Origin of the sequence: Bradyrhizobium sp. CB2312, assembly GCF_029714425.1 — a bacterium.
In the GTDB taxonomy this organism is placed as follows: Bacteria; Pseudomonadota; Alphaproteobacteria; order Rhizobiales; family Xanthobacteraceae; genus Bradyrhizobium.
The window spans coordinates 927,353-949,338 of record NZ_CP121668.1; the positions used below are offsets into that span (position 1 = coordinate 927,353).

At 65.6% G+C, this 21,986-nt stretch carries 22 protein-coding genes; 9 read left to right on the forward strand and 13 right to left on the reverse strand.

What is annotated here, in order from left to right:
* Positions 1-6 precede the first annotated feature (6 nt).
* Positions 7-1,278: an NAD(P)/FAD-dependent oxidoreductase gene (locus QA642_RS04440; RefSeq protein ID WP_283083567.1), complete on the forward strand. Its 1,272-nt coding sequence runs from the start codon at positions 7-9 to the stop codon at positions 1,276-1,278.
* 138 nt (positions 1,279-1,416) lie between these two features.
* Here the strand turns inward: QA642_RS04440 and QA642_RS04445 are convergent, their stop codons facing one another.
* The 10 genes from QA642_RS04445 to QA642_RS04490 all read right to left on the reverse strand — a co-directional run bounded on the left by QA642_RS04445 (position 1,417) and on the right by QA642_RS04490 (position 10,585).
* Positions 1,417-1,734 carry a hypothetical protein gene (locus QA642_RS04445; protein WP_283083568.1) on the reverse strand — a complete coding sequence of 106 codons (318 nt, stop codon included), beginning with the start codon at positions 1,732-1,734 and terminating at the stop codon, positions 1,417-1,419.
* Positions 1,735-1,898: 164 nt separating this feature from the next.
* Entirely contained in the window at positions 1,899-2,468 is a 570-nt protein-coding gene (locus QA642_RS04450; protein ID WP_283083569.1) for a cysteine hydrolase family protein, read from the reverse strand.
* A 106-nt stretch (positions 2,469-2,574) separates the two neighbouring features.
* Positions 2,575-2,922 carry a DUF3088 domain-containing protein gene (locus tag QA642_RS04455; protein WP_283083570.1) on the reverse strand — a complete coding sequence of 116 codons (348 nt, stop codon included), beginning with the start codon at positions 2,920-2,922 and terminating at the stop codon, positions 2,575-2,577.
* A 124-nt stretch (positions 2,923-3,046) separates the two neighbouring features.
* Positions 3,047-4,903, reverse strand: coding sequence for an ATP-binding protein (locus QA642_RS04460; RefSeq protein WP_283083571.1), 1,857 nt, complete (start codon positions 4,901-4,903; stop codon positions 3,047-3,049).
* Between the two features lie 140 nt (positions 4,904-5,043).
* Positions 5,044-5,658, reverse strand: a complete 615-nt coding sequence (locus QA642_RS04465) for a hypothetical protein (protein WP_283083572.1) — start codon at positions 5,656-5,658, stop codon at positions 5,044-5,046.
* Positions 5,659-5,856: 198 nt separating this feature from the next.
* A complete protein-coding gene (locus QA642_RS04470; RefSeq protein ID WP_283083573.1) occupies positions 5,857-6,600 on the reverse strand; it encodes a CoA transferase in 744 nt (247 codons plus the stop codon).
* Positions 6,600-7,418, reverse strand: a complete 819-nt coding sequence (locus QA642_RS04475; RefSeq protein WP_283083574.1) for a CoA transferase — start codon at positions 7,416-7,418, stop codon at positions 6,600-6,602. Before QA642_RS04475 ends, QA642_RS04470 begins: the two co-directional genes overlap by 1 nt.
* A 32-nt stretch (positions 7,419-7,450) precedes the next feature.
* Positions 7,451-8,764: a tetratricopeptide repeat protein gene (locus QA642_RS04480; RefSeq protein WP_283083575.1), complete on the reverse strand. Its 1,314-nt coding sequence runs from the start codon at positions 8,762-8,764 to the stop codon at positions 7,451-7,453.
* A 16-nt stretch (positions 8,765-8,780) separates the two neighbouring features.
* Positions 8,781-9,803: an aldo/keto reductase gene (locus QA642_RS04485; protein WP_283083576.1), complete on the reverse strand. Its 1,023-nt coding sequence runs from the start codon at positions 9,801-9,803 to the stop codon at positions 8,781-8,783.
* 356 nt (positions 9,804-10,159) lie between these two features.
* Positions 10,160-10,585, reverse strand: coding sequence for a PaaI family thioesterase (locus QA642_RS04490; RefSeq protein ID WP_283083577.1), 426 nt, complete (start codon positions 10,583-10,585; stop codon positions 10,160-10,162).
* A gap of 70 nt (positions 10,586-10,655) precedes the next feature.
* Here QA642_RS04490 and QA642_RS04495 point away from each other — a divergent pair, with 70 nt between their 5' ends.
* The gene (locus QA642_RS04495) at positions 10,656-11,282 is read left to right on the forward strand and encodes a CoA pyrophosphatase (protein WP_283083578.1); all 627 of its coding nucleotides are present in this window, start codon (positions 10,656-10,658) and stop codon (positions 11,280-11,282) included.
* Between the two features lie 55 nt (positions 11,283-11,337).
* Complete coding sequence (locus tag QA642_RS04500) at positions 11,338-12,552, forward strand: hypothetical protein (RefSeq protein ID WP_283083579.1); 1,215 nt, start codon at positions 11,338-11,340, stop codon at positions 12,550-12,552.
* A gap of 135 nt (positions 12,553-12,687) precedes the next feature.
* Here the strand turns inward: QA642_RS04500 and QA642_RS04505 are convergent, their stop codons facing one another.
* Positions 12,688-12,990 carry a hypothetical protein gene (locus tag QA642_RS04505; RefSeq protein ID WP_283086800.1) on the reverse strand — a complete coding sequence of 101 codons (303 nt, stop codon included), beginning with the start codon at positions 12,988-12,990 and terminating at the stop codon, positions 12,688-12,690.
* A gap of 193 nt (positions 12,991-13,183) precedes the next feature.
* On the opposite strand from QA642_RS04505, the gene QA642_RS04510 reads away from it, so the two are divergent.
* The 5 genes from QA642_RS04510 (at position 13,184) to QA642_RS04530 (ending at position 18,424) form a co-directional block, all read left to right on the forward strand.
* Positions 13,184-13,663 carry a hypothetical protein gene (locus tag QA642_RS04510; protein WP_283083580.1) on the forward strand — a complete coding sequence of 160 codons (480 nt, stop codon included), beginning with the start codon at positions 13,184-13,186 and terminating at the stop codon, positions 13,661-13,663.
* Between the two features lie 310 nt (positions 13,664-13,973).
* Positions 13,974-14,921 (forward strand): TAXI family TRAP transporter solute-binding subunit, encoded by a 948-nt coding sequence (locus QA642_RS04515; protein ID WP_283083581.1) that lies wholly within the window; start codon positions 13,974-13,976, stop codon positions 14,919-14,921.
* Between the two features lie 162 nt (positions 14,922-15,083).
* Positions 15,084-17,198 carry a TRAP transporter permease gene (locus tag QA642_RS04520; RefSeq protein ID WP_283083582.1) on the forward strand — a complete coding sequence of 705 codons (2,115 nt, stop codon included), beginning with the start codon at positions 15,084-15,086 and terminating at the stop codon, positions 17,196-17,198.
* A complete protein-coding gene (locus QA642_RS04525) occupies positions 17,159-17,572 on the forward strand; it encodes a DUF1850 domain-containing protein (RefSeq protein ID WP_283083583.1) in 414 nt (137 codons plus the stop codon). Before QA642_RS04520 ends, QA642_RS04525 begins: the two co-directional genes overlap by 40 nt.
* 45 nt (positions 17,573-17,617) lie before the next feature.
* On the forward strand, positions 17,618-18,424 hold the full coding sequence (locus QA642_RS04530) for a glucose 1-dehydrogenase (protein ID WP_283083584.1): 807 nt from the start codon (positions 17,618-17,620) through the stop codon (positions 18,422-18,424).
* A 185-nt stretch (positions 18,425-18,609) separates the two neighbouring features.
* Here the strand turns inward: QA642_RS04530 and QA642_RS04535 are convergent, their stop codons facing one another.
* Positions 18,610-19,380: a hypothetical protein gene (locus QA642_RS04535; RefSeq protein ID WP_283083585.1), complete on the reverse strand. Its 771-nt coding sequence runs from the start codon at positions 19,378-19,380 to the stop codon at positions 18,610-18,612.
* Positions 19,381-19,473: 93 nt separating this feature from the next.
* Entirely contained in the window at positions 19,474-21,051 is a 1,578-nt protein-coding gene (locus QA642_RS04540; RefSeq protein ID WP_283083586.1) for a sodium:proton antiporter, read from the reverse strand.
* An 80-nt stretch (positions 21,052-21,131) separates the two neighbouring features.
* Here QA642_RS04540 and QA642_RS04545 point away from each other — a divergent pair, with 80 nt between their 5' ends.
* Positions 21,132-21,896: a tetratricopeptide repeat protein gene (locus QA642_RS04545; protein WP_283083587.1), complete on the forward strand. Its 765-nt coding sequence runs from the start codon at positions 21,132-21,134 to the stop codon at positions 21,894-21,896.
* Positions 21,897-21,986 lie beyond the last annotated feature (90 nt).

Consider the following 21,986-nt stretch of genomic DNA (forward strand, 5'->3'; position numbering starts at 1 on the left):
GCTGGCATGTCGGACAGATCGGAGCACATCATCGTCGTCGGCGCCGGGGCGGCCGGGTTGATGGCGGCGCGCGAGCTCTCGCGTGCGGGCCGGACGGTGACGATCCTGGAGGCGCGCGAGCGCTGCGGCGGCCGAATCCATCCGCTGCCCGCGTCGGAATTCGGCTATCCCGCCGACGGCGGCGCCGAATTCGTCCATGGCGAGGCGCCGGTCACACGCGCTCTGCTGCGCGAGGCCGGACTGTCATTGCAGGAGATCGAAGGCACGCAGCGGAGTTTTGACGGCACAAAATTGTCGCGCGAGGATCGCCGCGATCCGCATGAGGCGGAGCTTCATGCGGTGCTCAGGGAGCTGAAGGACGACCTCACCGTCGCCGAATTCCTGCGCCGTCACTTCGCCGGGGAGGAATATGCGCAGCTGCGCCATTCGATCGAGCGGATGGTCGAAGGCTACGACGCCGCAGATCCCGAATGCGCCTCCATTCTGGCGCTGCGCGAGGAATGGATGGACGGCGGCCACCGCGTGCAGGCGCGCATCGATGGCGGCTATGGCGCGCTGATCGAGTTTCTGGCGGCCGAGTGCCGCCGGCACGGCGCCACGATCCGTCTCGGCTGCATGGTATCGGCCATCGCGGAGGAGGGCGACGTATTGGCCGTTCGCTGCGCCAGCGGCGAGGTGCATGGCTGCGATCGCGTGATCCTCACCGTGCCGCTGCCGCTGCTCCGCGACATCGCGCTGCCGGCGCGTGCACGCGTAAAGGCGGCGGCCAGCGACGACATCGGCTTCGGCAACGTCGTCAAGATCGTGCTGCGTTTCGCGCGGCCCTGGTGGCGCGAGCGCAAGCAGGATCTCGCCGACATGACCTTCCTGCTGTCGGGCGAAACGATCCCGGTGTGGTGGACGCGATATCCGGGTCAGCATCCCGTGCTCACAGGCTGGTTCGGCGGTCCGCGGACGGCGGAGCTGCAAGGCCTCGATCCACAGGGACTTGTCGATGCCGGCATCGAATCGCTCGCCGCCATCTTCGGCTTGTCGCGCGAGGAGGTCGCGCGCGACCTCGTCGCGGCTGCGGCGATCAATTGGGCGCACGATCCCTTGGCCCGCGGCGCCTATTCCTGGGCAACACCGCGTACGCGCGCGGTGCAGACGATGCTCGCGCGCGCCGATGGTCCCGTGCTGTTCTCCGGCGAAGCGCTCTATCGCGGCCGCGACATGGGCACGGTCGAGGCAGCGCTGGCGAGCGGGCTGGAGACGGCGAGGCTGATCCTGCGGGCATAGTTATTTCGTCATGCCCGGGCTTGACCCGGGCATCCACGTCTTGGTCGCCGAAAGGAATGTAGATGGCCGGAACAGGCCCGGCCTTGACGATCAGACCATCATTGAGAGAGAGGCCCGCATCGCTGCGGGCCTTTTACGTTACCAGCGGTTGCCGCCGAAGCTGAACGTCACGCCGGGACCGCCACCGCCGTAATATCCGTAGGGTCCGCCACCGTAATAGCCGTGGTGCCGCGGATAGTAGCCGTAGCTCCTGTAGTGCGGACGATAATGGCCGTGGTGAGGGCGCCAATGATGATGGCGATGGCCGTGATAATGGTGCCGGTGCTGTGCGCTGATGTCGGTCGCCTGGCTTCCTCGCGCGCTTTGCTTCGCGCTTGTGTTGTTGGCCGCGTGCGCCGCAGATCCGCCGGCAAGCGCCGCAGCTCCGACCGCTAGCGCGACAAAGAGATACTTCATGTCATCACTCCAGTTGAATGTCGTGTGACAACAGATGGAGGTCGGCTGCGTTCCGTCCAGTGCGGGCGTCGAAACGACGCAGCGCGCGCAGTCTCATTCTGCAGGAATCATCGAGTCTCGTGAGATGTATTGTCGCATCGGCGATGTCGATCGCGCCGCCGCCATCACTCCGCCGCGAATGACGCGATCACGTCGCCGGTGGTGACGATGCGCGCGAATTCGCCGTTCAGATTCGATAGCGTCATCGCATGGATTGCCTCGGCGGAATGCGCGTCACCGTCAGGCCCGATGCGGTCGAAGGTCCAGGTCGCATCGCGGACGAGACGCGCATCGAAGCCGAGATTGCCGGCCATCCGCGTCGTGGTCTCGACGCAATGATTGGTGGTGGCGCCGCAAATCACGAGCGTGGTGATGTGACGCGCGCGCAGGCGCTGCTCGAGATCGGTGCCGATGAAGGCGCTGTTGACGCGCTTGACGATGACGGGCTCGCCCGCTTGCTCGCGCGCCTCGTCCTTGACGGCGTAGCCGGTACGCGACGGCAGGAATGTCGAGTTCGGCTTGGTGCCCTCGTGGCGGATGTGGAAGATCGGTGCGCCGTTCGCCCTGAATGCCTTCAGCAGATCGGCGATACGCTTAATCGCGTCCGGATTGTTGCGCCGCTTGCCCGCCGCTTCCCATTCGTCGAACGCACGCTGGACGTCGACGACGATGAGGGCGGGGAGGGGGCTGGTCATGAGGCGGATCTTTCGAACTGCGTGCTGAACGGAATATGCGAGACGAGGAGGAATGCGCGCAATGCCGATCTTCCCTCATTTCGGGACGCCATCCGGGCTACAAGACCTACGGATGGGGATCGGGAAATCCATGGCGCTCGGAGAGCGCCGCCAGGATCGCGTCCTTGTCGGCGATGAAGGCGCGGCCCTGATGGCTGCCGGTCTGGTGCCGCGATGTCGCGTCCTCCGCCAGCACGAGCAGCGGCAACGACTGGTTCTCTTCGCCGACCAGCGCGATCGCCGCCTGCCGCGGCCGCGGCCAAGCGATGCGGTCGACGTCGAGCTTTTCGGCAAGCGCCGGAAACGAGGCCAGCACGCCCTCGATCAGCGCGCAGTGCCAGCAATAGAAGCGCTGGTTCGGAAACGCCGGGTCCTCGAAACCAGGGCGCAGCAGAAACAGACGGTCGCGCGTCATGGGTCGCTCCATAAGATGGCTGCCTAAAGCGCGATGAGATTGAGATGAATCGTCATCGCGCTTTAGGTTGTTGTTTGAGCATGATCTTTTCGGAAAACCGCTTCGCACTTTTCCGGATCATGCTTTAGCTCGGCGCTGCCAGCGGCAAGCTGATGTGAAAGACGGCGCCGCCCGTCGGCGCGTTCTCGGCCCAGATCCGGCCGCCATGCGCTTCGACGATGGTGCGCGCGATCGACAGGCCGATGCCCATGCCTTGCACCTTGGTCGTGAAGAACGGCTTGAAGATCTCGGTCAGCTTGTCCGCGAGGATGCCGTCGCCGGCATCGGCGATGGAGACGACTGCCTGGTTGCCGTCGACGAGACTGGTTCGGCCGACCACGCGGCGCCGCTCATCGGGAAGATGGGCGACCGCATCCATGGCGTTCACCACCAGATTCAGGATGGCTTGCTGCAGCTGGACCTTGTCGGCCTTGACGCGAATGTCGGCGGGCGAGGGCTCCGTCGCAAGCCCGACATCGTGGGTCAGGGCCTGCACGGACAGGAATCGAAACACCTCCCCGACCGTCGCGTTGAGGTCGAGCTCGCGCCGCTCGGTCGGATCCCGCTTCAGGAACATCCGCAGCCGGCCGATGACCTCGCTTGCGCGTTGATCGTCGTGGCGGATGTTGTCCAGGATGTTTCGGACTTCGGCAAGGTCCGGCGTGGGATGCCGCAACACCTCCTTGGCGGCCTCGGCATTGATCATGATGGCGGCCAGTGGCTGGCTCAGCTCGTGCGCGATCGAGGCGGACATCTCTCCCGCGGTCGCGCGGCGATTCAGATGGGCGAGCTCCGACATGCGCTGGCGTGCCTCGATCTCCGCCAGGAATCGCAAGCGGCGCTGGTGCAGTAGGCCGGTGATCAGCAGCGCCTGCACCAGCACCACGCCCGCGACGATGGTCGAGTGCCAGTAATATCGCTCCCAGAAGGTCGCTTCCCGGAAGCGCACCTCGCTGCCTGGCGGAAGGTTGGCTTCATCCACGTTCCAGTGTTGCAGCTGCCGCCAGTCGAAGATCGGCTTCACGTTGTTCCCTGCAACGGGCGGGATGCTGGACGGCGCTTCTCCGTTGAGCATCCGCATCGCTACTTCGCCGGTTTCCCGTCCGATGATTTCGGGCAGCAGCAGGAAGCCGCCGACTCCCGACCGGCCGAGGAACGTATCGGACGTAATGACGATCGGGCGGTTCGCGGTCTCGGCGACGCGTGCGAGGGCCGAGGCCGGCGAATAATAGGTGCCTTCGCCGTCGGAATACATCGCCGAGGTCAGGATCGCGGAACGGGCGGGCAGGGAGGCGACTCGCTCGCGCACCTCGCGGAGCACCAGGCCGGACAAATCGGTGACCTCGAGATCGGGCATCGCCGCCGCGAAGTCCTGCTTCCAGTACCCGTAGACCAGCGGATTCTTCCAGGCGTCGCCGACGAGGACGACACGTGTCAGGTCGGGAACGATGGCGCGCGCCGCAGTCAGGAGATGGGCGGGTCTGACCGTTGTAAAGATCGCCGTCGAATCGGGCAGGAACAGCGCGCGCGTCTCGGGCAGATCGGGCACGAAGCCATACACGACGGGGGTGCCGGGCCAGATCTCCCGCTTCCGTTGCTGAAGGAATTTCGCCGATGCGACGCCGATCGAAACGATCACGTCGATCGGTCGGCGCGCATATTTGGTCTTGAGGTGACCGACCAGGCTCTCCTCATAGTCGGGTCCCGGGAAACGGGCGAGGTCGAGGCTCTCGCCGTAGATCACCGTGTGCGCATTGCCGCTCTGCTTCGCGGCGGCGCGGATGCCGGAAAATATCTCCAAATAGAACGGCGAGCGAAAATCGGCTTCCTCCAGAACCAGGACCGAACGCTGCCGCGGACCGTCAGCCGCGATGCATTGGTGCGACAGACTTGCAAACAGGCAGAGGATCAGGACGCGCGCGAGCCCGGTGATCTGACGCATTGCTGGGGTCTCGGTCCTGCCTCCGGTTGCAATCCGGCCTCCTCCACGAGGACGCGCGCCGGAAGCATACCCGCAAGACCCAGAGTTTCAACGGAAGGATGCACGCCTGCCCACGACAAGCGGGGCGAGGTCAAGGATCGCTACTTGAACGGATCCTGGATTGACGGCGCCGATTGCCGGATGCGGCGCACGCTCACCGGTTTACCGTCGGAGACGAACAGCAGCTCGTAGGTCCGGCCCTCGCTGTCGGTCGCCGAGCAGGTGACGTCGTTGACCTTCCTGGCGGCGAAATTGCCGGTCTGGCGGCAGACACCTCTGGAGATCTGCTCGGCCGGCACCGGCAGGCCGTCGACCTTGGGCCGGTCCTTGGAGTTGAGCAGCATGCGGTCGACCGGCAGCTCGTAGGAATTGTCGTCGGCGCGCTTGCCGTTCTCCCCGGAGAACGACACCACATGATTCGCATCAGTGGGATCGTCGACCGCGACCGCGAAATTGACCCGGCCCTTGTCGCCATGGGCATAGGCCACCGTCTTGCAGGCGAGGGTGCGCCCGGCGACCTTCAGCGTCTTGCAGTGGCCGGAGATCAGCGCCAGGAGGTCGATATAGGCGTTCTGCAGGGGCTGCGGATTGTTGACCGGGATCGGCGCGGAAGACTCGGCGAAACAAGGACTTGCCCAAGGACTTGCCAAAGAACCTGCCAAAGAACCTGCCAAGGCGAGGAGGGTTGCGGCCAGAATTGGTTTGCTGGGGCGCATCGTCAGGCTCGTATGCCGTAGGCCACGGAAGAATCCCGTCCAACAACTATCGAACCAAAAATTGGTTGCGATCCCGTTTGCGCCGTCAAACCCGACTGGAATACCACCGCACCACCCATCGGCGATTCGCCCCATCACCAAACCCGTCCCGGCGGACACTTGCCGTCAGGCCGGTGTTTTTTTCGTGGCAAAGATGGGTCAAGCCGCCTGTCTCATGGCCCGTGCAAAGGCCGGATAAGTCTCGGCGAGCTCGTCGAAAATGCGTCCGCGCAGCAGCGAAAGCGTCGCCGCATCGGGCCGTGGCGTTTCGCGCACGACCTCCGGCTCGTCATAGTCGAAACCGGTATTCTCCCTGATGTCGGCCGGAGTGAAGGGCGGGTGGACCGAGCGCAGCGCGAAGCGGCCCGCTTCGCGGTCGAAGTCGAACAGCGCCATGTTGGTCAGCAGCGCATGCGGGCCGCCGCGGCGAGGCACTTCCGGCGTGATTGCCCGGGCGCTGACGAAATCGACCTTGGGCACGAACACGCGCGGCGAATGCTCCTCGCGAAACAGGATCACGCGCGGAATGAGGTGATAGAGATAGGCCGAGCCGAACGAGCCGGGCCAGCGCACGCTGCTCGCCGGATAATCGCCGGCGCCGACCAGGTTGATGTTGCCCTGGCCGTCGATCTGGCCGCCGCCGAGGAAGAAGGCATCGACCCGGCCCTGCGCGGCGCAGTCGAACAACTCGATGCCGCCATTGGTGAAGAAATTATGCGCCTGCGATCCCAGGATCGAGATGCGCACCGGCGGCTTGCCACAGAGTTTGTTGCGGGCGCGCAGCAGCATGGCGCCGGCCGCGGGGATCGGCGACGAGGCGCCGACCGCGACGTGGCGGATGCCGTCGAGCAGATCGGCGATGGTGGCGATCAGGATCTCGCGCCGTTCGCGCTCGGCCGACATCAGGCCACCTGCTTGCGATGCGACAGGAAACCCGAGAGATAGGCGCGAAAGCCCTCCTCGCTGCGCGCCATCGCCGCGTAGCGCGCGATCTCGGCTTCGTCGGCGGGATATTCGTCCCACAGCGCGAGCGGCCAGGCGCCGCGCGCGGCAATTGCAATGGCGTCGACGTAGAGCGAGGGCAGCACGCCGGCGGCCGAATCCTCCGTCTCAAGCAAGTTGCGGTCGACGATGCGCTCGACCGTGACCAGCGTGCGCTTCGCGGCATAGGCAAGGTCGCCGAGCTCGCGATGCCGGCCGATGCGGATATTGCCGGCGCGGTCAGCTTCGGGCGCATGAAACAGGGCGATGTCAGGCGAGATCGCCGGCACCACGACGACCTTGCGCGCCTCGCCCACAGGACTGTCGATCACCTGCCAGTCGGGCCGCACGTTGAGGAGATCGCTACCGATGATGCCGGCGATCGGCATGAACGGCACGCCCTTCTGCGCGGCGAGCAGGCCGGCGAAAATCGCGGGGCAGGTCGAATCCCGCAATGCAAACGTGCCGCTCTTGACGCCGGCCGTGAAGCGTGGGGCGCCGCCGGCCTCGCCCAGCGACACCGCGCTGGTCTCGAGCGAGGCGATCGCGCCGGCGCCGATCAAGAGGTCGGCCTGCATGCCGGAGATCGGCACACAGATCAGCCTGACATCGCGGATACCCGTTTCGAGCAGCGCGGCGGTCGCCGCCATCGCGACGCCGGAACTATCGACGGGAATGGCCAGCGACTGTCCCGACGTAATGCGCGCGACCAGCGCCTCCAGCGCGACGATCTCGGTCATGGCGTCCTCCGGTCTGTTTTGCTTATCCTGCCTCAAGCCATCGCCGCCTGCCAGCGCGTATCGCGCAGGGACGGGCGGCGGTGCAGGCGGGCATCGAGTAGCGCGCGGGCGCGAGGCACTTCGCCACTGCGCATGAGGGCGACGATGAAAGTGTCCTCGATCAGCTCGCGCTGGGCATGGCTGCCGCCGATGCGCACGACCTCGCCGAGTACGGGCGCCAGCGTCTGCACGCAGGCTCGGTAATCCTCATCCGCGAAGGCCGCGAGTGCGCGGCAGATCGCCGGCACCACGGAGCCGGCCGGCAGCTTGCCCTCGGCGAGCCGCTGCTCGATCACGGCAAGGCGCGCGGCGAGCGCGTCGCGATTTTGCGTTGCGGCCGCGAACAGCGCCATGTGGACGTCGGCAAAGGACAGGCTCGACTTCGGAAACAGTTTTTGCGCGGCGGCGTCGGCCTCGACCCAGAGCGCGTTCGGGACGTCGTGGCCGTAGGTCGACAGACGCCAGAGCAGCGAGGCGCTGTCGGTGACGACGTTCAGCGGCGGCGCCTGCGTGACGGAAGGCTGCAGCACGTCGGCATAGATCGCGAGCGCCCGCGCCGCATCGCCATGCTCGAGCGCGCCGAGCGCCTGGTGCCAGCGGATATGGCCATGCAGGATGCCGGCCCGGTCGTAAGAGGGAAGCCACTCGTCGACGAGACGGTCGGCCTCTTCGATTGAGCCGTCCTCGAACATCGCGTGCAGCACGGCATGGGCTGCGTGGGCATTCGCGCGGCGCAGATCGAAACCACGTTCCGTGACACCGCGGCCGTGCGCGACATCACCGTTTTCCGTCATGGCCCAGCCATACAGGGTGAGAAACCACCAGTCCTCGCCATAGTGATGCGCGACCCGCTCGCACAGCTCAAACCGCGCGCGGTCGTGGTCGGCCATGCCGGAGAAGGCGAACAGGCCGAAGGCGCCGAGCGGCAGCGACAGCACCACGGCATCGCGCGGCCAGCTCTCGACGTGCTTCAGCGTCGATGCGATCGCCTCGGGCAGCCGGCCCTCGATCGCGAGCGCCAGCGTCTCGACATGCGAGCGCTCGCGCTCCGTGCCGCGCCTGTCGACGAGTTCGCGCGCGAGCGCGGCCTTCTGCCGTGCGAGATCGCCTTGCTGATAGAAGGCATGCACGCGGGCGCGGGCGATGTGGGCAAGCGCGAAATCCGGATCCGCCGCGAGGGCGCGCTCCAGCGTCTCCGCCGTGCCGGTCCATCCCGCCAGCATGAGATCGACGCCTTCGCGATAGGCGGACGCCGCCTCGTCGGAGGTGGTGGAGATCGGAAGGCCGTAACGGTCTCGATGCGCCATTATCGCCTCCGAAAGTTCAAGCCGTCCGTGCGCGGCGTCCTTCGATCGGATAGGCCGGGTCGTTGTAGCCCGGTGTCGAGGGATGGCCCGGAACGACCAGGCGGTCGATCAGCGCCTCGTCATCGGCGGTGAAGCGGTAGTCGAGCGCGCTGATGTAGCCGTCCCATTGCTCCTCGGTGCGGGGACCTGCGACGATCGAGGAGACGAAAGCGGAGTTCAGCACCCAGGCGACCGCGAACTGGCCGGCGGTGATGCCCTTCTTCTCGGCGTGGCTCTTGATCTCCTGCGCGAGCTGGAGCGATTCCGGCCGCCATTCGGTCTGCATCATGCGGGTGTCGTTGCGCCCAGCGCGCGTCTCCTTGTCGGGAGCCGCATCCGGCTTGTACTTGCCGGTGAGCACGCCGCGCGCCAGCGGGCTGTAGGGTACGATGCCGAGGCCGTAATAGGCGCAGGCCGGAAAGTGCTCGACCTCGGGCATGCGGTTCATCGCGTTGTAATAGGGTTGGCTCACCGCGGGCCGGTCGATGCCGAGCCGGTCGCAGATGTTGCAGATTTCGGCGACGCGCCAGGCGCGATAGTTCGAGACGCCGAAATAACGCACCTTGCCTGACCGGATCAGGTCGCCCATCGCGCGCACGGTCTCTTCCAGCGGCGTCGCATGGTCTTCCTTGTGCAGATAGTAGATGTCGATGTGATCGGTGCCGAGCCGTTTCAGGCTTTCGTCGGCGGCCTGTAACACCCAGCGCCGCGACAGGCCGACACGATTGGGATCATCGCCCGTACCAGTGTTCATGGGATTCGCGAGCTTCGTCGCGAGCACCCAGGTGTGACGATTGCTCCCGATGGCGCGCCCGACGACCTCCTCGGAGGCACCTTTCGAGTAGGCGTCCGCGGTGTCGATGAAATTGATGCCGGCGCCGCGCGCCTTGTCGATGATCCGTTTCGAGGCGGCTTCATCGGTCGGGCCGCCGAACATCATGGTGCCCAAGCAGATCGGCGACACTTTCAGGCCGCTGCGGCCGAGCTGGCGGTATTGCATGGGCGGGTCCTCAACGCTTCGTTAGGGCGCAGCATAGCCGCCCAGTTCCGTCATTGCGAGCGCAGCGAAGCAATCCAGAGCTGCGTCCGTGGAGAGATTCTGGATTGCTTCGCTGCGCTCGCAATGACGGGATGGGGCGTCCTCATGCCCCACACGCGATGTCATCGCCCGCCTTGTGCGCTCTTGCGCACTGGGGCGGGCGATCCAGTATTCCGAGACGGCTGTGATTGATCGAGACGCTGGGGCGTACCGGATTCCCCGCCGGAGCCTGTCATCGGGCTCGCCGAAGGCGAGACCCGGTGGGGGGGAATGACAGCGTAAGTGTGGCGACCTGTAGTGGCAGCCTGACCACGCTCCTACCCCGGCCCCTTCAAGATCTTGAACACGCCATTCGCCATCACGATGCAGCGATCGTCCACCGTCACCTCAGTGCTCATGAAGATCAGGCTGCGGGTCGAGCGGACCACGCGGGGGCGGGAGATCAGGATGTCGCCGATCTGGCCGGCTTCGACGAAATGGGTGTCGAGCTGCACCGTTGCCATGTACTCCTTGCCGGAGACGTAGCGGGCGGTCATGCCGCAGGTGCGGTCGGCGAAGGTCATCATCACGCCGCCCTGGACCATGCCACGGCGATTGTGATGCTTGTCTTCGGTCGCGAGCGCGAACTCATATTGGCCGTCGACCTTGCGCTCCCACAACGGGCCGATCAAATGCAAGAAACCGGTGGTCTCCAGGATGGTCCAGCCGTCTGATTTCAGCCTAGCGGCTGCCTTGCTCGTCATCGCTCCGTCCATCCCTGCACGCGTCCGCCTCCTCGTTTCATCAGATGCGGTCCTGGTGTAGTCAAGCATCATGAGAGCTTTCGACGATGCCACCAGACGGAATATCGCAGAGGCCTGCGCGTCGTTCGCGCGGCTGCCTGATGAGGCCGAGTCGTCGGCGCTGAAGCGCGCCGCGGTGGTGCTCGCGCTGACAGAATCCAGTGACGGCGACGACACGGCTTTCCTGCTCACCAGGCGTGCATCGAGCTTGCGTGCGCATCGCGGCCAATGGGCGCTGCCGGGCGGACGCTGCGATGCCGGCGAGACGCCGGTCAAGGCGGCGCTGCGCGAGCTTCACGAAGAGCTCGCGCTCCAGCTTTCGGCCGACGCGGTGCTTGGCCTGCTCGACGATTATCCGACGCGCTCGGGCTATCTGATCACGCCGGTCGTGGTGTGGGCCGCCGACAGCGCCGCGATCCGGCCGAACCCGGACGAGGTCGCCTCCGTCCATCGCATCGCGCTCGACACGATCGAGCGTGACGACGCCTTCGATTTCACCGCGATCCCTGAAAGCACGCGCCGGGTGATCCGCTTCCATCACCAGATGAGCCTGATCCACGCGCCGACGGCGGCGCTGATCTACCAGTTCCGCGAGGTGCTGGCCGGGCGTCACACCCGCGTCACCGACCTGGAACAGCCGGTGTTTGCCTGGAAATGAGATGGTAAACGGCGTGTTAACGTGACGGTTACCGGATGCCTGCTAAGAGGGCAGCATGCATCACTCGATTCGAAAACCGCTGCCTCTGGTTCCGTTCATGTTTCTGCTGCTCGCGCCCGTCGCGCGTGGCGGCGAGGCGGATGCGCTGCCGCCGGCCGTCCGCAATGCCAATGCGCAGCTGTTGTCGCAGTTCTTCGCGCAAGGCGGGGCGTCTCCCGCGGTGCTCGAATATCGTCGCAAGCTTGGGGAGTATCAGGCGGCGCGCGCCGCTTTCGACGAGGAGGCCGGCGCCTATTGGAGCCAGATCTCGGAGAAGAAGAAAGGCCGCAATGCCAAGCGGCGCAACGGCCAGCAGATCACGCTCGACGATTACGTGCTGGAGCATCCGCCGCTCTATAACGGGCCGAAGCGGCCGGTGAACCCGGAGCCGGAGGAGGCGCCGGAGCGTCCCGCGAGGAAGCCGATTCCCGTCGTCGCCGATCTCCTGCGCGCGGCGCAGGAGCTCTATCAGTTCACGCCGCAGCGCCCATCCGGCGAGCTCGAGTTCAAGCGTGCCTATGCGCGCTACGCGCTCGCCTCGGGCCTGACGCGCGAGCAGGCGGTGCGGGTCTATTCGTTCGAGACCGGCGGCACCGGCAGCTACGATGTGCAGGCGGGCATCGAGCATGGCGGCAAGCGCGCGATCTCGACCGCGATCGGCTACAACCAGCTCTTGACCACCAATAGCGTCGAGCTGCTGGCCGAGCAGGGCCATGAATTCATCCGCGCGCTCTCCGACAAGGTGGCGCGGACCTCGGGGCCGGCGCGCCAGTCGCTGGAGCACAAGCTCGCCGTGCTGAAGAAGATGGTGGCGCATGCGAAGTCGGTGCCGGACACTTGGTCGGAGCACGAGAAGATCGGCAACACCGCGCAGGGCTGGGCCATGCATGCCATGGTGCTCGACGTCGATGTCGGGCCGATGCTGCAGACCCACAAGCTCTTGACGTCGGTGCTGTTCGCGCGCGCCAAGGGCTTCACCCGTCCTCTCACCGGCGCTGAGCTCGAGATGATGAACCTCACCGGCGACGGCACCGGCCTCGACATGGTGACGATGCCGCAGGCGATGCGCGAGCAGGTGCCGACCTCGAACTTCTTCCAGCGCGGCGGCTACGAGCGCAACCCGGTCGCGATCCGCCACAACACGGTGGCGAAGCTGCTGGCAGTGACGGATACGCGGATGGACTCGAACAGCAGCAATGCCGGTGCGAGGGAATTGGCAGGGGCGTTTTAGCTATTGGCGAGCTGCCGTAGGGTGGGCAAAGGCGCGTGAGCGCCGTGCCCACCATCTGTACATTTCATCGAAATGGTGGGCACGCTTCGCTTTGCCCACCCTACGGCAGCGTGGTTTGTGGCGAGAGCCGTCGCCCTACTGATCCGGCCCAAACTTGAACTTGCCGTCGCCTTCCAGATACGGGCCGCTGCGCATGTAGAGCTGGCCGTTGTGGCCGATGAAGAACAGCGTGCCCCTCGGCACCTTCTTGGCGCCCTTCAAGAGCTCGCCGGCGTTGCTGGTGCCCATCCTGTAGGAAAAGGTCTTGCCGTCCTTGTCATAGGCATAGCCCGTGTCGGGCTTGAGCTCCCACGGCGTTGCCGGGGCTTGCGCGCACGCAGGCGCGGCAAATGCGCCGAGCATGGCTACAACTGCAAACGTCTTCGCTGAAAATGCCATCATCCATCCTCCCCATCGTCGGGGCGCTCGCTTGAACAAATCACGAACGGCGTGTCCGGGTCAATTTGCGATAGCGCCGCAGCGCATCACGTCCGGCCCAGCAGTTTGTGATTTTCCCTTCGTCCCCGCGCGACTATGTTCCGCTTTCAGTCTAGAACGCAATTCGACAAAAATATTGGTGGGGGTGATTCGGATGAAGCATGTGATGAGAGTTTGCCCGGCTGCCGCGCTGCTGCTGACGATGCTGGCGCCGGCCGCCAGGGCCGATGACTACCAGCTCAGCCACAACCAGCGCATTTCCTGCAGCCGCGGCCTTGCCCCGGGCAAGCTGAACACCGCGACCTGCAAGTCCTACACCTATCTCTTCAACACCAAGACCTCGGAATATTTCCGCTGCCAGGTCTCGCTGGCGCTGACCCGCGACAACAAGGAGGTCATCAACGTCCAGACCGACGGCGGCTGCACCAAGAAGCCGCGCATCTTCGAGACCGACGGCAAGTACGATTTCGACGCCACCGAGACCGAGCCGCCGAACACCAACTCGTTCTTCGGTCCCGGCGGCTATTCGATCTGGGCCGCCGACGTCACCACGCAGAAGGTGCGCGGCTGCATCACCATCTCCTCCGGCCTCGGCTCCGACATCTCCAAGTGCCTGGACATGACGTTCCAGTGACGATGTGCTCTCTCCCCGCTTGCGGGGGAGGAGGGTGGCTCCACGACGGGACAATCCCCCAGAGGAAAGAACCCTCACCCGGGCTGCGCGCCGACCTCTCCCGCAAGCGGGCGAGGTGGCCCAGCCCGCGGCTACACCGGTTCAAAACAGAAGCATTCGGCTCTAGCTGCGCCACCTCGCCGCACCGTCCGGTTCCCAAAAAGTCGAGCCGGAACGGCCGTTTACCGCAGTGCTGTTTTGCCTTTTGGATGGGTTGACCCGCCCCCCTCATCCGGCCAATTTCGCCGCCGGTTTGGGGAGTACAACAACCATGAAACGGACGATTTTCGGCGCGGCCACGGCTCTTGCTCTGGCGGCGTCGGCACCTTGCGCGCATGCGCAGTCTTTCATCAACGTGCTGACCGGCGGCACCTCCGGCGTCTACTATCCGCTCGGCGTCGCGATCGGGAAGATCTACGGCGACAAGATTCCGAACGTGAAGACCCAGGTGCAGGCCACCAAGGCGTCGGTCGAGAATTTGATCCTGCTGCAGCAGGGCCGCGGCGAGCTGGCGTTCACGCTGGGCGACTCGCTCAAAGCCGCCTGGGACGGCGACGAGGAAGCCGGCTTCAAGAACAAGCTGGACAAGCTGCGCACCATCGGCGCGATCTATCCGAACTACATCCAGATCGTCGCGACCGCCGAGAGCGGCATCAAGACGCTGGCCGACCTCAAGGGCAAGAGCCTGTCGGTCGGCGCGCCCAAATCTGGCACGGAGCTGAATTCCCGCGCGATCCTGGCCGCCGCCGGCATGACCTACAAGGACCTCGGCAAGGTCGAATATCTGCCGTTCGCCGAATCCGTCGACCTCATGAAAAACCGCCAGTTAGGCGCGACGCTGCAATCGGCCGGCCTTGGCGTGGCCTCGCTGAAGGACCTCTCGACCTCGGCCTCGATCACCGTGGTGTCGGTGCCGAAGGAGACCGTGGACAAGATCGGTCCGCCCTTCATCTCCGCGACCATTCCGGCCAACACCTATACCGGCCAGGACAAGGACGTGCCGACTGCGGCGGTGGTGAACTATCTCGTCACCAGTTCCGCCGTCTCCGACGATCTCGCCTATCAGATGACAAAGTTGGTCTACGAGTCGCTGCCCGAGCTCGCCAACGCGCACGCCGCCGGCAAGGAGATCAAGCTCGAGACTGCCGCCACCGGCAGCCCGGTTCCGCTGCACCCCGGCGCGATCCGCTATTACAAGGAAAAAGGGCTGATCAAGTAGGATCGGCTCTCGCAGTAGGGCGTCAGGGCCGGGCTTGTCCCGGCCATCCACGTTCTATGGGCAGGCGAGAAAGATCGTGGATGCCCGGGACAAGCCCGGGCATGACGGCGCGGGTGGACCGTGCCAAGCTATAAGCGCTGGACGGCTGAGGACGATTTGAAAATGCTGGAAAAGGCAGAGGGCACCGCGGCGGCGCCCATCAAGGTCGAGTTCGACAATTTCGAGCACGGTTTTCCGGAAGGTTTCGGCCCGGGCTGGTGGGGCACGCTCGCCTACTGGGTCGGCATCGCGTTCGCGACCTTCCAGCTCTATGTCGCCGCCTTCAACTATCTGCCGAGCCAGGTGGTGCGCGGCGTCCATGTCGGCTTTCTCATCTTGCTCACCTTCGGCCTCATCGCCAACTTCACCGCGAAGAGCAATTTCGGCCGCGCGCTCGGCTGGCTGGTCGGCGCCGCCGGCTTCTTCTGCGGCCTCTACCAGTGGATATTCTATGCCGATCTGATCGCGCGCGACGGCGATCCGACCAAGCTCGATCTCGCGGTCGGCACGCTGCTTGCCGTGCTGATCTTCGAGGGCACGCGGCGCCTGATGGGCGCGGCGCTGCCGCTGATGTGCGGTGCCTGCCTGCTCTACTGGTTCTTCGGGCAATACCTGCCGTCGCCGCTCAATCATCGCGGTTATGATTTCGACCAGATCGTCACGCATCTGTCGTTCGGCACCGAAGGCTTTTACGGCGTGCCGATCTACGTCTCGGCGACCTACATCTTCCTGTTCATCCTGTTCGGCTCGTTCCTCGAGCGCGCCGGCATGATCCAGCTCTTCACCGACGTCTCACTCGGCCTGTTCGGCCGCACCCGCGGCGGCCCGGCCAAGGTCGCGGTGTTCGCTTCGGGCATGATGGGCACCATCTCCGGCTCGGGCGTCGCCAACGTCGTCACCGTCGGCCAGTTCACGATTCCCTTGATGATCAAGTTCGGCTATCGCCGTGCCTTCGCGGCTGGCGTCGAGGCCACCGCCTCGATGGGCGGCCAGATCATGCCGCCGGTGATGGGCGCGGTCGCCTTCATCATGGCGGAGACGCTCGGCGTCCAGTACTCGGAAATCGTCAAGGCCGCCGCGATCCCCGCGATCCTCTATTTCGCCTCGGCGTTCTGGATGGTGCATCTGGAAGCCGGCAAGTACGGCCTCGTCGGCATGAAGCGCTCGGAGATCCCGAGCGCGTGGAAGGCGCTGGTGACGCGCTGGTACCTCGTGCTGCCGCTTGCGGCCCTCGTCTACATGTTGTTCGAGGGCTTTACGCCGCTCTATGCCGGCAGCATGGGCCTCGCGCTCACCGTGACGCTGATTCTCGGCACCGCCATCACGACGGGCGCCTCCTCGATGGTGATCCGCACCATCTTCTGGGTCGGGCTCGCGCTGGTCGTCGCCGCGCTGTCGCGTGATGGCCTCCAGATCGTGCCGGTCGCGAGCGTCGTGGTCGGGCTGATCGTGATCACCGCCTTCATCCGCGGCGGGCTGAAGGCTTTGCGCGAGTGCCGCGATGCGCTGGCGGAGAGCGCGAAGTCGGCGATCACCGTCGGCATGGCCTGCGCGATCGTCGGCGTCATCATTGGCATGATGTCGCAGACCGGTGTCGGCACCATCTTCGGCAGCTGGGTGATCGGGCTCGGCGAGAAGAGCCTGTTCCTGGCGCTGATCATGACCATGCTGCTGTCGATCCTGCTCGGCACCGGCATTCCGACCATTCCGACCTACATCATCACCGCCGCGCTGGCCGCGCCGGCGCTGGCGAAACTCGGCGTGCCCCTGATCGCGAGCCACATGTTCGCGTTCTATTACGGCATCATGGCCGACCTCTCGCCGCCGGTCGCACTCGCCGCGCTCGCGGCGGCGCCGATCGCGAAGGAGAATCCGGACAAGATCGGCTGGGAGGCGATGCGCATCGCGCTCGCCGGCTACGTCATCCCCTTCATCTTCGTCTATTCGCCGGCCTTGATGCTCCAGGCCGGCGATCCCATGGCGGTCAAGCTCGGCTTCTACGGCGCGGTGGCGCTCGCGACCTTCAAGGCGCTGGTAGCGATCGGCCTGTTCGGCATGGTCGCGATCGGCTTCCTGTTCACGCGGCTGTCGCTGCTCGAACGCGTCGTCGCGCTCGGGGCCGCGCTGTGTCTGCTCGGCGATTTCGCCTTCAGCGACACTGCGGGCTTCGTGCTCTCGGCTGCGCTGGTGCTGTGGCAGTGGCGGCAGCGCCCGCCGGCGGCGGTCGAGGCGGTGTGAGCCTCTGCTTCGCAACAGCGGGCGGCGTCAAGGCGCTGGCGCTGTCCGCCTTCACGCTGGTATGGACGCATTCAATCGCGAAGGTCGACTGGCAGGAGGACTGGCACGTGACGCCTGCCGGCCTCGAGCTGGTAGAGGCCCGCGTCAAGGGCACCGGTCCCGGCATGGAGCCGCCGCCCGAGGCGCGGCTCGTCGACGGCTGGTTTCAATGGCAGCCGAACCGCGCGCCGATGCCGGAGGTCGTGCTCGGCAATTCCGGCGCAGCGGGGGAGTGGCGGCTGTGCCATGACGGTACGTGCCGGACGCTTTCGGAGATTGTCGGGCATCCCATCGGTGCTAACGTCACCACGATGAAGATTTGCAGCGATCCGTAGCCCGCCACGCCCGGGCTACAAGAACAACAACACGGGAGACACACGATGGATCGGCTCAAGGGCAAGGTTGCGATGGTGGTGGGGGCCGGCTCGATCGGACCGGGCTGGGGCAACGGCAAGGCGACCGCAGTGACTTTCGCGCGCGAGGGCGCGCGGGTGTTTTGCGTCGACCGCAACGGCGCGGCGGCCGAGGAGACCGCGAAGATCATCACCGGCGAAGGCGGCAAGGCGACGGCGTTTACGGCCGACGTCGCGCGGCCTGCCGAAATCGAGGCGATGGTCGCTTCGTGCCTGAAGGCCTACGGCCGCATCGACGTGCTCGACAACAATGTCGGCATCGCCGAGATGGGCAGCGTGGTCGAGGTCAGCGAAGAGAGCTGGGACCGCGTCTTCAGCGTCAACCTCAAGAGCGCCTATTTCGCCATGAAGCACGTCATTCCCGTGATGGTGAAGCAGGGCGGCGGCTCGATCATCAACATCTCCTCGATCGCCTCGATCCGCCACATGGGCATCTCCTACGTCACCTACGGCACCTCGAAGGCGGCGATGAACCAGATGACGCGCACCACCGCGATCGAGTTCGCCCGCCATCATGTGCGCGTGAACGCGATCCTGCCCGGCCTGATGAAGACGCCGATGGTGGAGCATTCGGCAGGCCTCGCCAACAGCTACGCCAAGGGCGATGTCGAAGCGATGTGGCGCGCCCGCGACGCGCAGGTGCCGATGGGGCATATGGGCGATGGCTGGGACGTCGCGAATGCGGCGCTGTTCCTGGCGTCGGACGAGTCGAAATATGTGACGGGGATCGAGCTCGTGGTGGATGGCGGGATCACGTGCAAGGCGGGGGCGTAAGCCGCCTCATATTCGGCTGTCGTCCCGGGGCGCGCAAAGCGCGAACCCGGGACCCATAACCACAGGGAGAAATCGTAGCGCGAACTGGCAACTCCGTGTCTTCGCCAAACCACTCCCTGTGGTTATGGGTCCCGGATCGGCGCTCCGCTTCGCTTGTCCGGGACGACAGTGGAGTGCTGGGCGAGCTACTGCGCCAGCGCCAGAATCCCGCCGGCGAATGCGTGCCACGCCGCGGTTTCGCTGATCGGCCAGTTCAAGAACTTCACCGCCAGCATCGCGAGCGTGCCGTAGATGTAGACCGGGTGCACGCGGCCCTCAGTGCGCCAGTCGCGCACCATGGCGACGACGAGCAGCAGCGAAGCGACCACGGCCGGGGCGATCGTAACAGGCACCGGCGGGGGGCCGGGCGGTCCGGGAGGGGCGAGGAAGGTCAGGAACCAGCGCGCGATCGCGGCATCGAGGATCGAGACCGCGGCGAGCAGCATCAGGCGTTTGTGAATCTCGGGCCGGCGCGTATTCATGACCGCGAGCACGAACACCACCGCGAAGAACGCGATGCCGCTCATCGGCACGATCGAGAAGACGATGCCGGCGTCGGTTTGCCCGAGCGCGGCGGCGTGCTTCATCGACGTGACCGAGGCAAGGAAGCCGAAGATCGTCATCGCAGTCGCAAGCGACACGCCGGCGATGCCGAGCGAGCGATGGTTGACCACGCGGCCCGAGGCTGCGAGCCAAGTCTGGAGCACGAAATAAAGCGTCCAGGTGAAGAACAACAATCCGTGAAAATGAATCACCGGGCTTGCGGAAAAAGTCCGGTGGGCGAGCGGCACAAAATAGGTCGGTGCGAAACCGAGGAATGCAGTGGCCGCGCAGGCCAGGGCCATGTGGAGATAAAAATATCGTGCAGGCGACGCATCACGCGCGCGTACACGACGGTCGTCGATCAAGGTCGTCATCTGGAATGTGTCTGGGGAGGCTGCGTTTGGTTCAACCTCCGCTGTCGTCCCGGGGCGCGCACAGCGCGAGCCCGGGACGACCGCGAACTTAGTTCATCCGCCCGCGCTCAATTCTGCGCGATCGAGCTCTGCCTCGATGCGGTGAAACGCGTCGTCGCCGATCACCTCGGTGCTGCGGAGGTCGAAGATCGACTTGCGCGCGGCCGCGATGGCGCGACGGCGCAGGGGATCGGCGGGCAGTTCGCCATTGGCAATGCCGCCGTGCGGATCATCGTCGGCCTCCATCAGGATAGCGCGGTATTCGAGCCGCAGGATTTCCGCTTCCTCCGACGGATCGTCCTCGATCGCGTCGAGCGCCGCGCGATAGGCGACGGCGCGGGCGCGCGCGACCTCGATGCCGACGGGATCGTCGTCCTTGAGGTTGAAGGCCAGGATCAGCGGCCGCAGCGTCAGGCCCTGGATCACCAGCGATCCCAGCACGACCGCAAAGGCGATGAAGACGATGAAATCGCGATAGGGGAAGTGTTCCGGCAGGGCAAAGGCGGTGGCAAGCGTGACGAGGCCGCGCATGCCGCACCAGGAGATGATGAGGCCGCCCTTGGGCGAGGCCACCTGCTTCGGATCTTTGGGATGATAGAGGTCGTGCGCGATCAGCACGCGCAGCGTCGTGCGGTAGAACGTCACCCAGAATAGGCGCACCAGGACGACGGTGAGCAGGATCCAGGCCGCAGCCACGCAATATTCCCAGCGTACGTCGCTATCCAGCCGCGTCCAGATCGGCCGCATCTGCATGCCGATCAGCATGAAGGCGAGCACGTTGAGCACGAACACCATCGTCTCCCACACCGCATATGACGGCACCCGCAGCCGCGCCGGCATGCGCGCCGGGGCGGTGCGCGCGAGGGAGATGGCGTAGATCACGATGGTGAGGATGCCGGAGAGGCCGAGATGCTCGGCGGCGATCCAGATCATGAAGGTGGTGGCGAACTGCACGATGATCGCGCTCGGGGCCTCGGTCACGCGCTCCATGATCGGCGAGATGATGCGGGCTGCGAGGAGACCGGCGAGAACGCTGCCGACCAGCGCCAGCGCCATGGTCGGCGCGACCTGGCTCCAGGTCAGATGCTCGGTGGCGACCGCGCCGACCGCGATGCGATAGATCAGCAGCGCGCTGGCATCGTTGAGCAGGCTTTCGCCCTCCAGCACCTTCACCATGCGGTGGGGCAGCTTGACCTGGCTCAGGATCGCGACCGCGGCGGCGGCATCCGGCGGCGCCACGATGGCGCCGAGCGCGACCGCGGCGGCCCAGGGCATGTCAGGCATCAGCCGGTGCGCGACATAGGCGACGCCGACCGTGGTCAGGCCGACCGCGGCGACCACCAGGGTCGAGACCGGAACCCAGTTGTTGCGCAAGTCGCGCAGCGAGGTGTCGAAGGCGGCATCGAGCAGGACCGGTGCGACAAAAAGCGCCAAGGCGAGGTCCGGCTCCAGCGCCCAGGACGTGCTGTTCGGCACGAAGGCGATCAGCGCGCCGCCGATGGCGAGAAAGGTCGGGTAGGGGACCTTGATCCGCCGCGCCAGCGCCGATAATGCAACGGCGCCGAGCAGCAGTGCGATGATCCATTCGAATGTCGACACGTCGATCCCCGAGACCAATTTGAGCGGCGCCACAAGCTAGCACCAATCCGGCCGTATGATGGATAGTACGGCCTCAAGGCAAGGCTGAAGACGACCTTCCGACTGCAACGAGCATGCGTTTTCAAAAACTCATTCAACTGTCAGGTGTCGTTCTGCTCTCCGCGCTCTCGCTCGCCGCGGCCCATGCCGCAACCGGCGGCGAGCCGGCCGCAGTGCCGCAGGTCGATGTCGCGCCATGCCTCGCGGCGGCCGCGGCCGACGACATGGACAAGGCGGCAACGGCCTGCGCGGCCGTCATCGACAATGAGAAGTCGGCGAAGGCGGACCTGGTCAAGGCGCTGGTCGCGCGCGGCGCGCTCTATGCGCGGCATGACCAGATCGACCGCGCGATCGCCGACGACAGCCGCGCATTGCAGCTCGACCCCACGCTCGCCGATATCTTCAACGCGCGCGGCGAGCTCTGGCTGAAGAAAGGCGACAAGCCCAAGGCGGTGCAGGATTTCGGCGCCGCGCTGAAGATCGATCCGAACCACGAGAAGGCCAAGGCCAATCACAAGGCGATGGCGCGCGAGCTCGAGCGGATCGGTGCGCAGATGGCGGTCGCCGGCAAGCCCAGCTTCAACTGCGCCCGCGCATCCCGCGCCGTCGAGAAGGCGATCTGTGCCAGCCGCGAACTCGCCGATCTCGACCGCGAAATTTTCGCATCGAATGCCCGGGCGGTCCGGGAGGCGCGCAGTCCGGCGGAGTCGAAGAATCTTCAGCGTGAGCAGGATGAATTCATCGCCCGCCGCAATGCCGGTTACGGCCGGCCTGGATATGATCTGAAGAAGGCGATGCAGGAGCGGCTGCAACGGATCAACGGGGTGGACGGATACTGAGCCGCCAAGGTTTCCACAGCGTCATGGCCGGGCTTGACCCGGCCATCCACGCCTTGCCCACGGCACAAAGAACGTGGATGCCCGGGACAA